The organism is Flavobacterium sp. N2550, assembly GCF_025947265.1.
Classification (GTDB): Bacteria; Bacteroidota; Bacteroidia; order Flavobacteriales; family Flavobacteriaceae; genus Flavobacterium; species Flavobacterium endophyticum.
The window spans coordinates 3135290-3154762 of the sequence record NZ_CP110007.1 but is presented as its reverse complement, the minus strand read 5'-3'; the positions used below and the strand labels follow the sequence as shown (position 1 = coordinate 3154762).

Annotated in this window: 13 protein-coding genes; 4 read left to right on the top strand and 9 right to left on the bottom strand. The window is 36.8% G+C overall.

The window, feature by feature from the left end; genetic code table 11:
• Nucleotides 1–21 precede the first annotated feature (21 nt).
• The 3 genes from OLM56_RS13845 to OLM56_RS13835 are packed head-to-tail and all read right to left on the bottom strand — an operon-like array spanning nt 22 to nt 2244.
• Nucleotides 22–420 carry a DUF4907 domain-containing protein gene (locus OLM56_RS13845; RefSeq protein ID WP_264527396.1) on the bottom strand — a complete coding sequence of 133 codons (399 nt, stop codon included), beginning with the start codon at nt 418–420 and terminating at the stop codon, nt 22–24.
• Nucleotides 395–1390: a Kelch repeat-containing protein gene (locus tag OLM56_RS13840; RefSeq protein ID WP_264527395.1), complete on the bottom strand. Its 996-nt coding sequence runs from the start codon at nt 1388–1390 to the stop codon at nt 395–397. Before OLM56_RS13840 ends, OLM56_RS13845 begins: the two co-directional genes overlap by 26 nt.
• 5 nt (nt 1391–1395) lie before the next feature.
• A complete protein-coding gene (locus OLM56_RS13835; protein WP_264527394.1) occupies nt 1396–2244 on the bottom strand; it encodes a DUF6268 family outer membrane beta-barrel protein in 849 nt (282 codons plus the stop codon).
• A 225-nt stretch (nt 2245–2469) separates the two neighbouring features.
• On the opposite strand from OLM56_RS13835, the gene OLM56_RS13830 reads away from it, so the two are divergent.
• Both OLM56_RS13830 and OLM56_RS13825 read left to right on the top strand, forming a co-directional pair.
• Nucleotides 2470–3789 (top strand): DUF4270 domain-containing protein, encoded by a 1320-nt coding sequence (locus OLM56_RS13830; protein ID WP_264527393.1) that lies wholly within the window; start codon nt 2470–2472, stop codon nt 3787–3789.
• On the top strand, nt 3779–5020 hold the full coding sequence (locus tag OLM56_RS13825) for an OmpP1/FadL family transporter (protein ID WP_264527392.1): 1242 nt from the start codon (nt 3779–3781) through the stop codon (nt 5018–5020). The genes OLM56_RS13830 and OLM56_RS13825 overlap by 11 nt, the downstream gene beginning before the upstream one ends.
• Before the next feature lies 1 nt (nt 5021).
• Here OLM56_RS13825 and OLM56_RS13820 read toward each other — a convergent pair whose 3' ends face one another.
• Entirely contained in the window at nt 5022–5867 is an 846-nt protein-coding gene (locus OLM56_RS13820) for an EamA family transporter (protein WP_182492095.1), read from the bottom strand.
• A 555-nt stretch (nt 5868–6422) separates the two neighbouring features.
• On the opposite strand from OLM56_RS13820, the gene OLM56_RS13815 reads away from it, so the two are divergent.
• Together OLM56_RS13815 and OLM56_RS13810 are read left to right on the top strand one after the other, a co-directional pair.
• A complete protein-coding gene (locus OLM56_RS13815; protein WP_264527391.1) occupies nt 6423–7091 on the top strand; it encodes a serine hydrolase domain-containing protein in 669 nt (222 codons plus the stop codon).
• Nucleotides 7024–7482 carry a beta-lactamase family protein gene (locus tag OLM56_RS13810; protein WP_264527390.1) on the top strand — a complete coding sequence of 153 codons (459 nt, stop codon included), beginning with the start codon at nt 7024–7026 and terminating at the stop codon, nt 7480–7482. The genes OLM56_RS13815 and OLM56_RS13810 overlap by 68 nt, the downstream gene beginning before the upstream one ends.
• Nucleotides 7483–7535: 53 nt before the next feature.
• Here OLM56_RS13810 and OLM56_RS13805 read toward each other — a convergent pair whose 3' ends face one another.
• The 5 genes from OLM56_RS13805 to OLM56_RS13785 form a co-directional block, all read right to left on the bottom strand.
• Nucleotides 7536–9512, bottom strand: coding sequence for a DUF3857 domain-containing protein (locus OLM56_RS13805; protein ID WP_264527389.1), 1977 nt, complete (start codon nt 9510–9512; stop codon nt 7536–7538).
• Nucleotides 9509–11458: a DUF3857 domain-containing protein gene (locus OLM56_RS13800; protein WP_264527388.1), complete on the bottom strand. Its 1950-nt coding sequence runs from the start codon at nt 11456–11458 to the stop codon at nt 9509–9511. Before OLM56_RS13800 ends, OLM56_RS13805 begins: the two co-directional genes overlap by 4 nt.
• Nucleotides 11424–14675, bottom strand: coding sequence for a tetratricopeptide repeat protein (locus tag OLM56_RS13795; RefSeq protein ID WP_264527387.1), 3252 nt, complete (start codon nt 14673–14675; stop codon nt 11424–11426). The genes OLM56_RS13800 and OLM56_RS13795 overlap by 35 nt, the downstream gene beginning before the upstream one ends.
• Before the next feature lie 189 nt (nt 14676–14864).
• Nucleotides 14865–16304: a TolC family protein gene (locus OLM56_RS13790; protein WP_264527386.1), complete on the bottom strand. Its 1440-nt coding sequence runs from the start codon at nt 16302–16304 to the stop codon at nt 14865–14867.
• Nucleotides 16297–19464: an efflux RND transporter permease subunit gene (locus OLM56_RS13785; protein ID WP_182492089.1), complete on the bottom strand. Its 3168-nt coding sequence runs from the start codon at nt 19462–19464 to the stop codon at nt 16297–16299. Before OLM56_RS13785 ends, OLM56_RS13790 begins: the two co-directional genes overlap by 8 nt.
• Nucleotides 19465–19473 lie beyond the last annotated feature (9 nt).

Here is a 19473-nt window from a genome sequence, read left to right as displayed (position 1 = left end):
AAAAAATACTATATCTTTTAATCAGCATTTGGTTTTGATTTTTAGAGTTGATAAATCTTTTAACGTCAATGTAGGCATTTCATTTCTTTTTATTTTTTGGATTACAAGGTTGCAAGCCGCCGCCGCTTCAATACTATCGCAAAAAGGAACGTTTTCTTGTATTGCCGGAATAAAATCTTGATTGATCAGCAGCTGGTCATGTATAATCACCCTATATCCAAAACCATTTTTGGTCTTATATACGATTCCTTCAATTTCGCTATCCTTTTTGCTTTGGCAAGAAGCGAATAGCGAAATTAGGAAAATAAAGCCAAGCGATTTTTTTAGCCATTTTAGATTCGGGGCCGTATGATGGGACAGCCCCTTATCTAGCTGAAAAAAACCAAACAAAAAATTAATCATCGCTATTCGGAGTATCATTAGGTTTGAACTCATACATATCATCAAAATAAAAAGTACCGTTTTTTCCAAGTAGCACAAAGCCTCTTTCGCCATTCGAAATTGAGATAGCGTCTTGACGGGCAACAGCTTCAAAGTTTGTTTTTGTACTCCAGGTATCATTCGCAGGATTATATTCCCAAATATCTTTTGTTGTTCCTCCCGAAGTTATATAACCGTAGGAACCAATTGAAAATCCGACAGCATTCGTACGGGCTATGTTGTATTTTTCATTTGCATCCAGATCCGAAAGTTTTTTCCATGTTTCGGTGGCTGTATCAAATACCCAAAAATCCTTGATGTTGATTCCGTTAGAAGAACCAGTTCCAAAATATACCTTTGTACCGATCGTAAACGTAGTGCCCTCACGGCGCTTGGCACCTCCAAAACCAAATTGCTCCGTCCATGTGTCTGTAACAGGATCGTATTTCCAGAAATCTTTTTTGTCATTTTCGCCATCAAAACCAGAACCGACGTAGCCGGCTGTAGCCGAATTAAAACCTACGGCACCTCTTCGTAGCAAACCATTTCCGAAATTCGATATCGGTGTCCACGTATTGTTTTGCGTATCATATTTGTAAAAGTCGGTCAGCTGCGTAGTTCCATTATATCCAGTGCCTAGATAGCCGTTGTTTCCTATCGCAAAAGCTACGGAAGAACTTCTTTTTTCACCAGGAAAATCCGCTTTTTGCACCCAGAAATTACCTTCTATATCATACTGCCAAAAATCATTAAGATAGTTGCTGCCGTCATATCCGGTGCCTACATAGGCGCTATTTCCAATCGTAAAAGAAGTTGCGCTGCTTCTTGGCCTTCCATTAAATACGGTGCTTTCCAGCCAATTGCCGACACTGCTTTCGCCATCGTCTTTACTGCAACCGACAGAAAAAAACAATGTCCCTAATAGACCTGTGCAAAGTAGTTTTTTGGAGCTTAAAAAATTCATTCTCATAAGTATTATAAATTTAGATTGTATTTGAAACCCATTGTGATGTATATCGTATTCTTAAAATCGATGCCTGTTTTTGATCTATTTTCCAGAAAAAGATCCAGCTGATTGGAAAAGGCATAACCCGACCGTAGTGTGGCCATCCAATTGTTATCCGATACATAATTGTATTCCAATCCGGCATTATAACTCCTCATTTCTATAGCGTTTATGTTCGGAATATTGTCTTGCTTGTCGCTCCTGATTTTTGAATAGAAAGAATCCACAAAAAGCGATGATTTTATACTGTTCTTTGGAGATAACATATACTGGAAATTGGTTTCCGGAAGGCCAATTGTAAAACTAGCACTCTTGCTGATAAATTTTTGGTAGCTGACTACCGGCAGCCATCGCGGCTTTCCAAATAACGAAGAAAAGGACACTCCCAAAATAGTATAGGAGGGATAGTCTCCTTCTGTTTTTCTTGTAACAGCTAGAGAAAATGTAGGATAGATATCGTCAAATGTTATCGTATTCTTGAAGCTTGAATTCAATTCAGGCTCAAATTTGGCTAGCAAGTCCCAATTCTTATTGAACTCATGAGTATAGCCAATCGCAAATTTGACTGAGTGGATGTATTGCAACTCATTGAAATAAGCCCCATCATTATCTTTGCCATAATTGATTTCAAATTTTTTAAATGAAGTACCGTACGTAAACTGTCCTTGCTCTAAATCAAAGGCAGCAAAATGTTTGTTTAGCGATGCAGCATCCGTATTATAAATCATACTGTACTCATATTGTATTGAACTTGAACTTTCTTGCGAATAAGTAATCCCCTGACATGCCAACAAAAGGGCAGCAATGTGTCTGTGCATGATTGATAATTTGCTTCAAACCTATTTTTTATTTGCTTTCCCAAAAACTGAAATATACCATCAGGCCATTTTATACTATAGTTTTTAAGTTATCGCCTACAGATTTTAAAAAAACGAATCGTATTTAGAAATACGCTATATGACTGCAATTTTGCGCATTCTATATATAATTTAAAATTGCTGGATTGGATCACTGCTACATTCGTATCCTAAAAATTTATACGAATGAAAAAAAGCATTTTTGCACTGTTGCTGATAGGACTATCGATATTTTTGATTTCATGCAGCGCAGACAGCCTAGACAAGACATTTATTGTTGATAAAGATTTTGCCGAAAGCGATGTGAGGTTTATCAGCATTGACACTTTTACTGTTGAGATGTCTACCATAAAACTAGACAGCGTCATTACTTCGGGAGGAAATAAGTTACTAATCGGGCAGTATACTGATCCTGTTTTCGGAAAAGTAACATCTTCAGCATTTATGACCTTTATTCCGAAAACCTACACAATTTCTGAAGAAGCAGTTTTTGACAGTATTGTATTGAGCCTTAAATACGATGGCTATTTTTATGGCGACACCTTAAGGCCCAAGACCGTTTTGGTTCAGAAATTATCCAAAGAATTAAAATTAGGGCCACAGCAGACGGCATTTTATAATACTTCCGAAGTTCCCACCTTTAGCCCGATTTTAGCAAGCAAGACATTCAACCCTAGAATTAGCAAAGATTCGCTTACCCTAAAACTCGACCCAGTGTTTGGGAAAGACCTTTTTGATAAGTTCAGGGGTGGCACTATAAGAACCGATGAAGATTTGAAAGAATTTTTTAAAGGACTAAAGCTCTTTCCTGGTGCAGATGAAAATGCTTCCTTGATAGCGTACAAAGGCGCCAATAGCTTTATTAGGATGTATTATTCAAAGCCAGACCAGCCCAATGACAAGAAAACTTTTTTGCAGTTGGAATTTGATAGCAAGGATACAGGCGCTAAGTCTTTCAATCAAATTATAGGCGACAGAAGCGGCACCCCGTTATCAGGCTTGCTACCTCAAAATAAATCGCTTTCTTCCACAGCTTTAGACAACCTAAGTTTTCTACAGGGTGGTGCAGGTATTGCTGCTAAAGTCAGGTTTCCTCATATTCGCACAATCTCGCAGATAAATGGTGGCAAAGGGCATGTGTTTAACGCAAAAATGAAAATCAAGCTAAGTCAGGCCTACTATACTAACAAGCTCTACTTATCCGATTCTTTGCAAGTTTTTGTTGTGGATGGCAATAACAATATTATCAATGAGTACATCGATTCAAAAGGCAAAAAAATCAAGGCATCAGTAGCAAAACAAGACAAAGAATTTAATGAAGTCTTCTTGATTTTGCCGGTAGATGTTTTTTTGCAGAAGATAATCAATGAAGGCAATTATTTAGAATATGGGCTGCTCGTCCTGCCATACAGCTCTCAATTTGGCAATAGGATGGTCTTAAATGGCGAAAACAATCCAGAATATTCTTCTAACTTAAAAGTAATTTATGCAACTTATGACAAATAGATCTGCTTTTTTGCTGCTCTCAGCGTTTATTTCTGCCTGTTCCTTATCCGCACAAACCAACAACCAGACCAGTTCGCCTTATTCCCTTTTCGGATTGGGACGTTTTAATGATGCCAACACCGGAAAAACAAATGCGCTCGGCAAAAGCGGAACGGCACTCAGTTCCGAAAAAGAAATAAACAACCTGAATCCAGCTTCATTTGCCACAATCAGGAAAAACTCGTTTCTTTTTGATGTTGGGGCAAAAGCAGAAATGAACACATTTACAAATGAAATTGACGATACAAAAGTAACCACGGTGAGTTTCTCCAGCCTGGCTTTTGCCTTTCAGCTCGACAGCCGATCAGGAATTGGTCTTTCGCTTTCGCCTTATTCCGATGTAGGCTATAATTTGATGGGAATTGAAAATACCGTTGAAGGTTCTACAGAATCCTATTTCAGTAACATAAAAGGAAGCGGCGGACTCAATGAAATCAAACTGAATTACGGAAGAAGTTTTTCAGAAAAATTGCGGATTGGGGCGAGCCTCAGCTATCATTTCGGGAAAATTTCTGAAGTAGAGATTACCAAGCTGAATGAAGATTATTTAATGATGGACGATAAAAATTATTATATGGGACTAAAAGCGGCTATAGGAATGCAGTATGATATCAACAAAAAGATTACGATTTCGAGTGTTATCGGCCTTCCAACAGCTTTGAACGGCACTAAAGACTACAGGATACTAAAACTAGTAGAAGACTCTGAATCGATTGTAAAAGAAGATTCGGAAAGCATAGCCGACTTTAAGTTGCCGCTTACCTTGAATATAGGCATCAAAGCACAGCTAGGAAAAACCCTGACGCTAAATGCGGATTATACTCGATTGCAATGGTCGGCTACTGATATGGAAGATAATATCGGGCAATTTACCGACCAAGATGTTATTGCTGCCGGACTGGAATATACTAGCGAAACAAAAAATAATCTTTTGCAGAAAATAACGTATAGGCTGGGCGGCAATTATGATACGGGCTATCTTTCTATTGATGGAAATAAAGTGTCTGGGTTCGCAGTAACATCTGGATTAGGCATTCCTTTAGATTACAGGACCAATACGTTTATAAATGTTTCGTATAGCTATGGCCAACGAGGACAAATGTCGAATTCGCTTATCCATGAAAATTACCATCTGTTTACTTTGAATTTAAGCCTTGAAGATATCTGGTTTGTAAAAAGAAAATACGAATAGACTAACGCCTAGACGTAATTGTTGAGCCTGCAGATGCCGTAACTACAAAAGCTACAGCTAAAATTTCATTGAAAGACAAATATTCCTGCAAAAATATAAAAGCACAGATAGAAGCCGCGGCGGGTTCTAAACTCATCAAGATGCTGAAGGTACGTGCAGGGAGCTGGCCCAGAGCCTTCATTTCTAACGTAAACGGAATAGCGCTAGACAATAACGCAAGAGCGATACCCATGCCCAAAAGCTGAGGAGTAAGATTGTTTAGCCCTTCTCCAAAGATTCCGAAAGGAACAACGAGCAGGGCTGCGAAAAGCATTCCGGTTGCCACAGCATCGCCGCCTTTCATTATAGCTGAAATTTTTCCGCCCAATACGATATAGGCTGCCCAAAAGGCACCTGCCAATAAGGCAAGCGACGCTCCTAAAATATCAACTCCATTAGTAGTCCAAGGCGCGATTAAAATGATGCCAGCTGCTGCAAGCAATACCCACAAGAAATCGACAATACGTTTTGAGCCTAAGACGGCGACCATTAAAGGACCGATAAATTCTAATGTTACCGCCAACCCGATCGGAATTCTTTCTATAGCAAAATAAAAAACTAGATTCATGGCTCCAAGGCACAAGCCATAAGGAAGTACGAATTTCCATTGATCGAGCGTAATTTTGCGCAAGTTCGGTCGATACACGGCCAGCAAGATAATTGCCGAGATGCCAATCCTTAATGAAGCCGTTCCCGGAGCTCCGATAGTCGGAAAAAGACTTTTTGCGATAGCTGCTCCAGACTGGACGCTTATGATTGCCATGAGGACGGCAGGAATAGGAGGTATGTTGATGGATTTGAGTCTCATGGAAAGTTTCGGATTGAAAGAGCAAAACTACGAAATTAGCTTTCTCAAGTAAGCAAAAAGGTAAAATATAATAACTGTCTGAAAGTGTATGCCAAAATAAAAGAAGAGATGGTATATAGAAACTACTTTTTCCCTGATAGGATTTCTGAATCGCTAACAGAAACTGACAGATGCTATACAGAAATTACTCTTTTCTAATAGGATTTATGAATTGCTATATAGAAATTGAGAGATGCTACACAGAAACTGCTTTTTCCTGATAGGATTTATGAATTGCCAACAGAAACTGATAGATGCTATACAGAAATTACTCTTCTTTAATAGGATTTATGAATTGCTATGCAGAAATTCATAGATGCTATACAGAAAGCACTATTTTCTAATAGAATTTATAGAATGTTATGTAGGATTTTACAAATGTAATAGAGCGCTCGTGCAAAAAAAAGGAGACGTGATTCAAATTTTCTATTTACAAACTTAGCAACTTTGTGTGATGGTTTAAAAGTTATATTTGTAATGTTCTTTTATCAACCTTCTCACTTCTAATTTTACTTTATGAAAAAGTTTTCTGTCTTTTTTCTTCTTTTTACGTTTCATTTGATAATCGGGCAAACAAAAAAGGTTGCTACAGTAATGGATTCCTATATTCAAAAAGGTTTTAATGGAGCCGTATTGATTGCAAAAGACGGAAAAATAGAGTATCTGAAATATACAGGAATTGCAAATAGGCATTATGATATTAAGTTTTCGGAAGCATCGAGATTCCATATCTTTTCGGTTACAAAAACGTTTACGGCCGCTTTGATTATGAAACTGTATGAAGAAAATAAAATAAATCTTGATACGACAATTTCGACTTATTATCCTGAATATAAAGGAGAAGGAAGAGATAAAATTACAATCAAAAATTTGCTGACGTACAGTAGCGGTAGGGATTTACAGGAAATGAGAGATTTCTTAGATGTGTATAGCAACAACATCTGGGGCTTGGATACTTTTATCGACAAATATTGCTCAGGAAAATTGATCAACCCACCAGGAACTAAATTTGATTATAGCAATGGAGATTACATACTGTTAGGGAAAATTATCGAAAAAGTAAGCGGTAAATCGTATGAAGAAGTGTTGCGGGAAAAAAATACTACTACCGTTAAAAATGCAGCATACCGATTATCTGCATCATATCGATATCATAAAAGGCATGGCCGAAGGGTATTCTTATGACGATTCTTTAGCGCAAAAATTTTATAGTCCGACCAATTATTACATCGACAACCTGTATTCGGCAGGCGCTATGTATTCGACACCAGAAGATATGTTGCTTTTTGACCAAGCAATTTTCAATCATACCTTATTGAAAAAAGAAACAGTTGATTTAATGCTGACGCCTTATAGCAACTTAGACGAAACAGCATTAGGCTTTTGGGTCTATCCTAAAAAGTTTGGAAAAATAGAAACCCTTTTGGCCGAAAGGCAAGGAGGAGGCTATGGCTTCCATTCCAATTGGGTTCATCTTATTGATAAAGGATTGACCTTTATCTTTTTGTCAAATACCGATGCCGTTGATTTGAATGTAATGCGATTTGATATTGTTGATGCTTATTTGAATAAATAAGCTTTCGAACCTATTTAAAAATAAAAATCCGGAACATTGTCCGGATTTTTTGTCTATTGTTTATTTAGAATAATCACAATTTTATTGAAGTCAGCGGCGGCATTGATTACGGTTCTATACGCTTCAAAATTTTCAAGAGGATAATGAAGAATGTTGTAATATTCTGTATTCTCTACAACAATCTCATTTCCTTTTTTCTCATACTTGCTTACAAAAGCGGCTTCGGTTTTGCCGTTTACATCAGCAGTATAATTCATATTGAATTTGTCTAAATTTTTTACGGTGACTCCCTCAGGAAGTAGGATTTTGATCTTGCGGGTATAAGCATGTGGATAATCTATTTCTACAGGAAGCATACGTTTGTTTTCTTGATAAAGTTCCATCTGTTTTCCAATGGTTTGTCCGACAGAGAATAAGTAGTTATCTCCAGCTTTTCGAATCAAGTCTTTTCCTTCAAATGTTACTTTCAATATGAATGGTTTTTTGCCAATATTGTCTACTCCGTCATTTTCAGTCGTTAGTGTTTTGTATTCTGTTTCAACAGTATAATTTTCTGCAATACTTTTCAGAACGGTTTTATATTGTTCTGGAGAGGCAAAATCTTTGATGGGCTGAAAATTGAAGGCAGAATAGCCCCCAAATTGAATATTATCAGTTACGATCGGATTTTCGATATCTTTTGTAAAGTCTACCGTAATTTCCATTATGTCATGGGTAATTTCTACACTCGGAATGTCGATCGTGCTAATTTCACCAATTCCCATTTTTGTTCCAGCAAAGGTTTTTTCTTTTATGAAAAGTCCATTTGTACCAGCCAATACGCTTGGTATTAGCGGAATTCTGTACTCAATCTCGGTAGGAGTCATGAATTTTTTGATTGTTGGAAAGTAAAACAAAATCTCATCCAGATTTTCATAGCTTTCAAAATCTTTATCAAAAGGAACCTTATAACGATTTGACGTAAATACAAGATTGGTTTCTACGCCCATTTTGTCAAATACGGCAATGTAGAGCCTCAAAATATCGCTTTGATTGGCTTGTTTTGATTTAATGATATCCTGCAGCGTTTCTTGGCTATCAATATAACGGCTGTAGTTTATGGTTTTCTTGATTTTGTTCTCGATATTCCAAACCTGCTCTTGCACGTCTTTGGATTTGGTGATGCTTTTACAAAATTCATCTATAGCCTTTTGTTCTTTTTTATCATATTGCGGATGAAATCTTTCATATAAGTTTGTAGAAAACTCTTTGAAATTGTAAAGATTCTTTGCACCATTTGCTAGATTTTCATCTAGCTTGTAGCGGAATCGCTTAATGTTGCTATTCCAGTTCGAATAATTTTCATTGTCATCCAATGCAGGAGTATTGATTTCATTAATCGTTAAAGTGGTAAAATTTTCCCTTGGCAGTTTTTTTTCAATGACAGGTTCGGAAAGACCATTATAACCTTTGGTACGAAATACCAAATGGTCAGGATAGATCAATTGAAAGGTGTTTTTTGCGATCGGATATTCGTCCTGCATTTTTACAGTATTCCCTTTGATTTCTGGAAGTTCTTCCAAAATAAATATCTTTTCGATGATAGCCCCTTTCTCAAGACCATTGACAGCAAAATATTTAAAGTTGACGCCTCTTTCTTCATCGGTTTCTTCTTTTACATCTTTACTGTTCAGTTCTATTACCTTACCATTTTTTAGAATAACGCGTGCTTTTGTTGTAAGTACGCTTTCGTTGGATCCAAAAGGGATATAGATTTTATTGTTTCGTTCTACAGCATCATCGCTATTGATATATCTTTTCTCGTGCAAAAGATAGTATTGGATTGCTTTACCTTTTTCAGAAATAAATTCTACCTTGGTATTTCGTTCGAGTATGGCTTCTTTTTCATCCTTGTATTTGGCAGGAATCTCTTCTTTAGTTTGTTTTTCATCCCAAGTATAGTTCTTAAAGGAAAAGTCTTGTGCATATCCATAGGAACCGCAGAAAATAAAGAATAATAGGAGGGGTTTTATTCCAAGTTTTAAAATCATTTTTCGGTAAGTATTAAAGTTTGTGTATAGGTGTTTTTTAGTTTTTTGATCGTCTCGTTCCATAAGGCAAAATCGGACTGCTCAAGCAATATTTTTTTCAATTTTATCTTTACTTCTAAAGAAACAAGTCCTGCTTTATTGGCGTACTGGCAATCGAATTTCATAAGAGCATTATCAAAACTGGAATTTTCTGGAAGGTATTTGACCGTATAGTTTTTTGGTAATTCTAAATCATAACGACCGTTATAAGCAGCCAGATATTCAAGATCAAATGCAGTTGTACGATCTGGCTCTAATGTAAGTTTCTCATACATGCGGTCTAGAAAAAGATTGATATAGAGTTCTTTGTCTACTTGTATTGCATAATCGGCCAAGTCAAAATTGAAATTAATCTGGTAAGGCTTATCCCGGTCTGAAACATTGGCTTCTGTATATTCTTTGAGATGAAATTTATTATTTCCCTTTAGCACTAAGCTTTTAATCATTTCAAAACGAGTCTTGTTTGAAGCGTCTCCTATTTGCGCCAATATGCTGCTTCTTGAAAATCCGTTATAGCCTACCGTTCCTGTGCCTATGATTTTTTCTTTGTCCAAACTGAGCTTGAGAGTCTCAAAAGTCTCATTGTTTTCTGCTGTAACTACAGGAACTGTTATTATTTTATAGGTATCACCATTGCTCAACAGCGCTTCTTTTCCTTGGATAAATGATGTCGGTAGTCCGTAGCGTGTTTCACGATCGGTAGCATCCAAAAAAACATAGTTACCATTATCGTTGTATACCGCAATCATATGGTTGTCGACAGCAGGAGTTGAAAGTTGTTCGTACGAATAAGGTATTTCTCGTGTTCCGATCCATGAAACGGTGACATCTTTTATTCCGGCATAACTAGCCATCGAAGAAATAATGCTTGCCATGTCTTTGCAATCGCCAAATTTGCGTTTATAGATTAGGCTGGCTTCACGCGGTATAAAACCTTCGTAACCATTTTCGAAAGCAATGTATTTGATATTGTCTTTTACCCAATAGAATATTTTTTTGATTTTTTCAGCATCTGATGTCAGCCCTGTAGTCAGTTCCGTTGAAAGAGTTTTGAGATTGTCGTCTTCGGTCTTATTTAAGTTTTTTATAAACGATTTATAATAATCATAGAGCTTTTCGGTATTATCGAGCACATTGATTTTATTTTTATCGATGGTATAATCTTTTACGTATACATTGATATGCGGTATAAAATAGCGAAAGCCAGGATTATTAGGTTCCATTTTTACGGCTTTTACATCTTTTAATGTCCAACTGTAAATGTATTTGCCTTTTTTTTCAGATTTAGAAAATTCGATGCTATTTGTAGGATCGTTGAAAATGCGATAGCCTATGTTGATGTCTTTGTCAGTACGCACTTCAAAGGTTGAATTTAGTATCGGAAAATTGTCTCCAAACACAAAACTCTGCAATAGAAAGGGATCGACAAACTCAGTCTGTACGCTATATACTTTTTTGGCACCGGCTTCAAGGTTGGGGAAAATAAGCTGTCTTTCTTTTACGTCATTGTAAAAGACAGAATTTTGCCTTGCCTGCTTTTCATTTGTTTGTGTTACTTTAATCTTACGGTCTTTACCCTTATCATTGATAATAGAATAGGCTTCATACTGATTCAGTTTTACGAGTTCAGAATAAGAAAAGTTTTCTTGATTATTTAGGATGCCGTTTTCAGAAAGAATCATCGACTCATAATAATTGTCTTGCAAGACGCGCAACTTTTTATTTTCAACAAAAATATCATACGAACTTTTATTGCTTATGATGAGCTCATTAATGTCTCCGTACTTTTTTTTGTATTCTAAAAACAGCGGGGCTTTTTCTTGTGCCTTGGCTTGCAGGGCAAAAAGACATAAGAATAGAACAAGAGGTTTATTACTTAGTAATTTCAATAAGTTCGTCTGAATCATAACGTTGGGTTTGAGAAACAACTCCATTAGTATAAATTTTGCATAGTCCATGCAATTCATCGTTTTTATATTCTGCCGTCAGTAAAGGCTTGCCGTCTTCTTTAAAAAACTCTTGTACTCCTTCGAAATAAGAATTTTTAAAATTTTCTTTTTTATAGATTTTTCCATTAGAATAGTATTCTATTCTCGGTCCTGATAAAAGATCCATGTCATAATTGGCTTCAAATTCAGGTTTGCCTTCTTGATTATTAACTATGAGTTTGCCATCAATATTGCCTTTCACAAAATTAATTTCAATGGCAGTTTTTCCGTTTGTATATGACGAAATTATTTTGGCTGTCTGAGCAGCGATAGGCGTTTTTTCAGTCAGCTTTCCGTCTTTGTCAAGTTTTATATAATAGACCAATGCATTATTTTGATAGCCTAGGATAAGAATGTTATCGCCTTTTTGATTGTAGTATTTGGCTTCGCCTTCAATGTCGCCATCAAGTTGGTTGTATTCTAAGAATTTTCCTTTATTATGGAAATAACGCGTTAATAGTCCCGTATTATTGCCTAAAATATAATTGTCTGACATTCTCAAATTTCCAGCAATATCATAATATTTGGAAATTCCGTCTGGCTTTCCAGCGTAATAATTCCTTTCAACTTGAAGTCCTCCAGTTGGACCATAAACAGCTGATTTGCCATTTCTGATACCATTGGTAAAACTGCTTTCTGACCTTGTCTTGCCGTTTTTGTCTTTTACAAGATATTTTCCTTCAAATAAACCGTTTGTTAGTGTATATTCATGTATTTCTATACCATTATTGTAAAGGGTGGTCATTTTACCGTTTTTATTGGTATAATCAACTTCATTTAGTTTTTTACCTTCGGTGCTGTACGATTCCATTTTGACTGGGGTATTATTTATATACCTTGTCATAAGGTTGATATTGCCATTTTGCCAATAATTAAAGCTTTTATATAACGTACCATCGCTATAGAAATTTTCTGATAAAATACTTCCATCAGGATAAAAGGACTTATGAAGGCCATTTAATTCGCCATTTTTATAGTGATAAACATTCGCGAGCCTGCCATTTTCAAAACTTTCATATACGCCCGAAATAGTATCATTAACATAATTGAAGACAGACGAAGGGCGCGTATCAGGATTAAAAGTACGTGCAAGGCCGGTTCGGGTTCCGTTTTCATAACTTTCTTGTGTATTCAAAGAACCGGTAGTATAAAAGTAATTCCACTCGCCTTTTTTTATTCCTTTTTCATAATTGCCTTTTGTTAGTACAGAACCTTCTAGGCTTTTCATAACATAAGTTCCTTTGCTTACAGGTACTTCTGTTGGCTTTGGTTTTCCAGGTTCAAATTGTAAGGCAGATTTTATTTCTCCTCGTTTTAAGGTTTCTTGGAAATAAGGAGCATCATTGCCATTGTAATAATTGTTGGTGGCTACGTATCCTTCTTTGTCATAAAGCGTTTCATAGGATTTTTTCCCATTAGCAAGATTAATTATAGCTTTGGCAGGATTGTTATTTACATAAGTGGTTTCTTCCTTAAGTGTTCCGTTTGCAAAATAGCTTTTATAAGGCGATGAAATTGTACCTGCTTTATATTCAATTTCAGACTTTAAAACCTTTCCATTATAGTATTCATAGACCTTACCGTCAATTTTTTCCATAGTATAAGGATAAGTACTTGATATATTTCCAGCATTATCATACTGTATATAGTTGCCATGTAGCTTGCCTTTTGAGTAATTAATTTCACTTTTCTTTGTCCCGTTTTCGTACAGACAAATAAGAGCCCCATCACGCTCATTATTGACAAAATTTACTTCACAGTTTTTTCCACCATTAATATAATAGGAAGTGCTGATTCCTTCTAGCATATCATTTTTATAATTTTCTACAAATTCAATATTGCCATTTTCGTAATATTTGGTTCTTTTACCCTCTGCTTTGCCTTTAGAATAGTTCTTTTCTTCGGTCAAGCGACCTTTATTATCGTAGTATTTTTGTAAGCCGTCTAATTGGTCATTAACTAGATTAAGCTCACTGACCATGTTTCCGCTGCTATTGAGAACTTTATATTTGCCAACTTTTTTTCCGTTTTCTTCTTTGCCTAAAAGATAGGGCTTGCCATTTTCTAGATAGATCACCACTTGTTCTTGTTTGCCAAATAAATCAACATTGCGTTTTGCAAATACCTGCCAAAAATCTTTAGAAATATAATTTTCATAAAAAGCTGTGATCTTTTTATTCTGTGAACTAAGTTTTTTACCTAGCTGGTCTTTCATGCCTAATAATATATGATAGGAAAAACCTTCGAACTGTTTTTTCTTTATAATATCGGCAAGAAATGGAATGTAAGTTGTTTCAAAAAAACCGTTCTCCATTTTATGGTCAACGGCATATTCTGCAATTGCCTGTACTTGGCGAGTGATGACATCATCAATTGTAGAATTGATTTTGTACGCACTTTTTAGAGGCAGTGAATTACGCAAGATGACATCGATTTCTTCAAAATTATCACCTGATTTGGAGAAAACGAGTTTGCTTTTTTCGAGATAGTTTTCAGCGAATTTAGCATTTAGCTTTAAGATTGCATTTTCGCAGCCTTTGCCTTCGGAAACAAGTGTAAGATAGGCGAGTAGGGCTAATGAACCTTCGGTTACGCGACCATCTTCAAGTGCAATCAAACCTAAAAGGTAATGAGAACCGACATGATTTGGATTTATTGTAATTGCTTTTTCAAGATAATCTACGCTTTTTTGTCGCTCTTCTTTGCGAACATACAGTAATGCTAAATTATAAAATAATGTACTTGAATTGGGGAATGTCTTTAGAGATTCTAAAAACATTTTTTCTGATTTTTCATAGTCTTTTTGGTCGCTCAAAAAGCTTCCATAGGCCATGTAAAATTCAGGTTCTTCTTTCATGTAGCCTTTGTTGTAGGCTTCTTCATAAAATGCTTTTGCTGCTTCTTTATCTTCGCTGGCAGAAAGAGCCAAAGCTTTTTCATATTGAGCACTATAAAATTTAGGGTCATTTTTTACAATCTTATCAAACGCTTTAATAGCATCTTGATATTTTCCTTCTTCATAGAGGTGGATACCTTCTTTCAAAAAGGCCTCGCTGTCATATACAAAAGAATAGTCGGTTTGAGAATAAGTAACGCTACTAAGTCCTAAAATAAAGGCGATGAATATGTTTTTCATATTGGAAATTAATTTTTCCAAATATAATTTTTTTGTGAAAATTTCCAAGCCATTCAGAAAACTTTAATGCCATTTTTCTGACATGCCTAAAAAATGCTATTTTTATAATGTTTAATTCCTCGCCACTTAAAATATTTATTTTTTAATTGACGAGGAATTTTTTAGAAAAACTATGTTTTAAGTATTAGCCTATTTCCAGCCGCCTCCTAAATCTCTATACACATGAACTGCCGCATTGAGTTGTTCTTTTTTAGTTTCTATCAGCTCTAGCTTAGCTTCTAAGGCATCTCTTTGCGTCATCAAAACCTCGAAATAATCAACTCTGGCAGATTTAAACAAATCATTGGAAACATCAATGGATTTATTTAGGGCATCGACTTGTTGTGATCTTAAATCGTAGCCTTTTTGGAGGTTATCGATCTTAGAAAGCTGTGTTGAAACCTCTAGATAGGCATTCAAAACCGTACGGTCGTAATTGTATAAGGCTTGAAGTTGTCTTGCATTGGCACTTGAAAATTCGGCTTTGATAGCATTTCTGTTGATCAAAGGTGCGGCAATATCGCCTGCCAACGAATACAAAATCGATTCAGGGAATGTAAACAGATAAGCTGGCTTGAATGCCTGTACGCCGAAAGCGGCAGAAATATCAAGCGAAGGGTAAAATTCGGCACGTGCCACTTTTACATCTAGTTTTGCAGCTACTAGTTCTAATTCAGCTTGTTTTACATCGGGACGATTCGTCAGTAATTGAGATGGAATTCCAGAATTTACGGCTGCTGGCAATAAATCAGTAAAATTGGTTTTATCTCTTTTAATTTCTTGCGGATAGCGTCCTAACAAAAAGTTGATTTTATTCTCTGTTTCTTTAATTCTTTGGAGAATATTGAACTCTAAGCTTTTTGAAGTCAAGACTTCTGCTTGAAATTTCTGAACGCCCAATTCTGTTGCTCTTGCGGCCTGTTTTTGAACTTTTACGATTTCAAAAGCGTTGGTCTGCAAAGCAATAGTTTGTCTTACAATATCCAACTGGCTGTCTAAAGCCAGTAGCTCGTAATAAGAGTCGGCAACTTCAGCAATAAGATTGGTAATGACGAAGTTTTTGCCTTCAACCGTAGCCAAATATCGGTTCACCGCAGCTTTTTTAGAATTGCGCAGTTTTTTCCAGATATCAACTTCCCAGTTCGCATAGGCAGCGATTGTGTAATCGGGTAGTGGATCTGGTGTTTCGACTCCTGGTTTTATTTCTGTTGAAGCATCACCAGCACCTTGGCTTGTATATCGGCCTACTTTTTCTAGTCCAGCTCCAGCACGAACACCAACTGTCGGCAATAAAGCGCCTTTGCGGACACGGATATCATTCCTTGCAATTTCTATCTCCTGCAACGTCATGTTCAGTTCCTGATTATTCTTCAGGGCAACATCAATCAACTCGACAAGATTTTGGTCTTTAAAGAAATCGTTCCATTTTAGAGTAGAAATAGTAGTAGTGTCCTCTGACTTTACATTTCCAAATGCTTCGGGAAGAGGCTTGCTTGGCGTTTCGGCTATAGTCTGTGGCGCCTTGCAGCTTATTACGGCAAGACAAAGGGCTAAAGCTATACTGTATTGATATAATTTGATTTTATACATGATTGTTATCAATTTCTTCTGTTAATGGATTTTCTTCTTCATGTTTTACCAGTTTGTACTTTTCTGATATTCTACCGAAAATGTAATACAATCCAGGAATTACAAACACACCGCAAATAGTTCCTATAAGCATACCTCCAGCAGCAGCAGTACCAATGGTTCTGTTGCCAATTTTACCAGGACCTGTCGCAAATGCAAGAGGCAATAATCCGGCGATAAAAGCAAATGAAGTCATCAAGATAGGACGGAACCTTGCTTTGGCTCCTTCCATGGCAGCTTCTAAAACGGACTTGCCGGCTGCGTGCCTTTGTATAGCAAATTCTACAATCAATACGGCATTTTTACCCAATAAACCAATAAGCATTACCATGGCAACTTGCGCATAGATGTTATTTTCTAATCCGGTTAATTTTAGCAAAAGGAAAGCACCAAAAATACCTGCTGGCAAGGAAAGAATTACGGATAGTGGTAGAATAAAGCTTTCATATTGAGCTGCCAAGACTAAGTATACAAATCCCAAACAGATCAAGAATACCCAGATGGCCTGATTGCCTTGTGCTACTTCATCGGCAGAAATACCTGCCCAGTCAATATCATATCCTCTAGGTAATTTTTTTTCTGCCACTTCTTGGATTACCTTAATAGCCGTACCCGAACTATATCCCGGAGCAGGTCCACCGCTAATTTCAGTCGAAGTATACATATTGTGTCTTGTAATTTCTGAAAGACCGTATACTTTTTCTAATTTCATAAAGGCTGAATAAGGCACCATCTCATCTTTATTATTCTTCACATAGAGTTTTAAGATGTCATCAGGTTGTGCACGATATTCTGGAGCCGCTTGAACGATTACTTTGTAATTAATTCCGTATTTGATAAAACTAATTTCGTAATTACTTCCAACTAGAGTCGACAAAGTGTTCATGGCGTTTTCGATAGAAACTCCTTTTTGTTGTGCCAAATCATTATCAACTTTCATCATGTACTGAGGAAAACTGGCGCTAAAGAAGCTAAACACGTTAGACAATTCAGGACGTTTGCTCAATTCTTCCACAAACTCTTTATTTACTTCTTCCAGTTTTTTGAAATCACTAGAGCCTGTTTTGTCCAAAAGACGAAGTTCAAATCCTCCGGCCGCTCCATAGCCTGGAACTGCTGGCGGTTGGAAAAATTCAATATTTGCACCTGGAATATCTTTCGACTTTTCTTCCAATTCTGTCATAATTTCTTGTACAGATTGTTTTCGGTCTTCCCAGTCTTTTAAGTTGATCAAACATGTTCCTGCATTGGCTCCGGTACCTTCGGTCAAAATTTCATAACCAGCCAATGAAGAAACCGATTTTACTCCTTCTATGCCTTCGGCTATTTTTTGTAGTTTTTCTGCGATATTATTTGTTCTTTCCAACGATGAACCTGGCGGCGTTTGAATAATCGCATAAAACATTCCTTGGTCTTCATTCGGAATAAACCCAGAAGGAACGGTGCTGCTGATCAGCCATGTTCCCGCGCAAAAACCGAGCAAGGCGATAACAGTAACGGCTCTTCTATTTACGATTTTGCCTAGTACATTTTGGTATTTGCCTTGTGCTAGATTGAACTTGTTGTTGAAACCGTCGATAAATCTGTTTGCAGGTGTTTTCTTTTTAGGCTTGCCATGATTGTTTTTTAGCATCATCGCACAAAGAGCCGGTGTCAGAGTCAAAGCTACAACACCCGAAAGGATAATAGCCGTTGCCATCGTAATCGAAAACTGTCTGTAAAAAACTCCCACAGGACCTGACATAAAGGCAACTGGAATAAATACGGCAGCCATCAAGAATGTAATGGCGATAATAGCTCCGGCAATCTCATGCATCGCTTTTTTAGTCGCTTTAAATGGCGAGAGATGTTCTTCTTCCATCTTGGCGTGGACGGCTTCAATAACCACAATTGCATCATCGACTACGACTCCAATAGCCAAAACCAAGGCGAATAACGTAATTAAGTTCAAGGAAATATCGAAGAATTGCATAAACACAAACGTTCCGACCAGCGAGACGGGTACTGCAATTGCCGGAATAACTGTAGAGCGCCAATCGCCTAAGAAAAGAAAGACCACTAATCCTACCAAAATAAAGGCTTCGATCAGAGTGTGGATTACTTTTTCGATCGAGGCATCTAAGAATTTAGAGACATCGTATGAAATTTCATAATTCATTCCTTTTGGAAATTTTTGCTTGATTTTTTCGAGTTTGGCTTTTACGTCTTTAATAACTTGGTTTGCGTTACTTCCAAAAGATTGTTTTAGTACGATAGCCGCAGATGGCTTGCTGTTTAAGTTCGAATAAATATCATACATCGAACTGCCAAATTCAACGCTGGCAATGTCTTTCAGACGTAAAAGCTCTCCATTAGGATTCGATCGTACAACAATATTTTCATACTGTTCCTTGGTCGTAAAACGTCCAGAGTATTTTAATACATATTCAAACGCTTGAGAACGTTTACCCGAACTTTCACCCGTTTTACCAGGTGAGGCTTCTAAACTCTGACTTGATAATGCTTCCATTACTTCGTCGGCCGATATTTTATAAGCCAACATGCGATCAGGCTTTAACCAGATACGCATGGCATATTCACGTGTTCCTAAAATATCTCCAGAACCGACACCATTAACCCTTTTTAATTCTGAAAGCACGTTGATATCGGCATAGTTGTATAGAAACTTCATGTCGGTATTTTTATCCGTACTATACAGATTCACATACATCAACATACTCGGAACTTCACGGGTAATTTTTATACCTTCTCTTACGACCAGCGGAGGCAGCTTATTGGTAACCGAAGCGACACGATTTTGTACGTTAACGGCGGCTTGATTAGGATCGGTTCCTAAATTAAATACAACTTGTATGCTTGCCTCACCGTCATTTCCAGCATCAGAAGTCATGTATTTCATTCCCGGAACTCCATTTAAAGCTCTTTCTAAAGGAATGATAACTGATTTGATCATTAGCTCACCGTTAGATCCCGGATAATCTGCTGTAATATTAACCATCGGAGGGGAGATGGTAGGGAACTGGGTAATAGGTAAATTCATTACCGACAATACCCCTAAAAAGACAATTATTAGCGATATTACTATCGACAGTACAGGTCTTTGAATAAATTTATTAAACATTTTTGTATT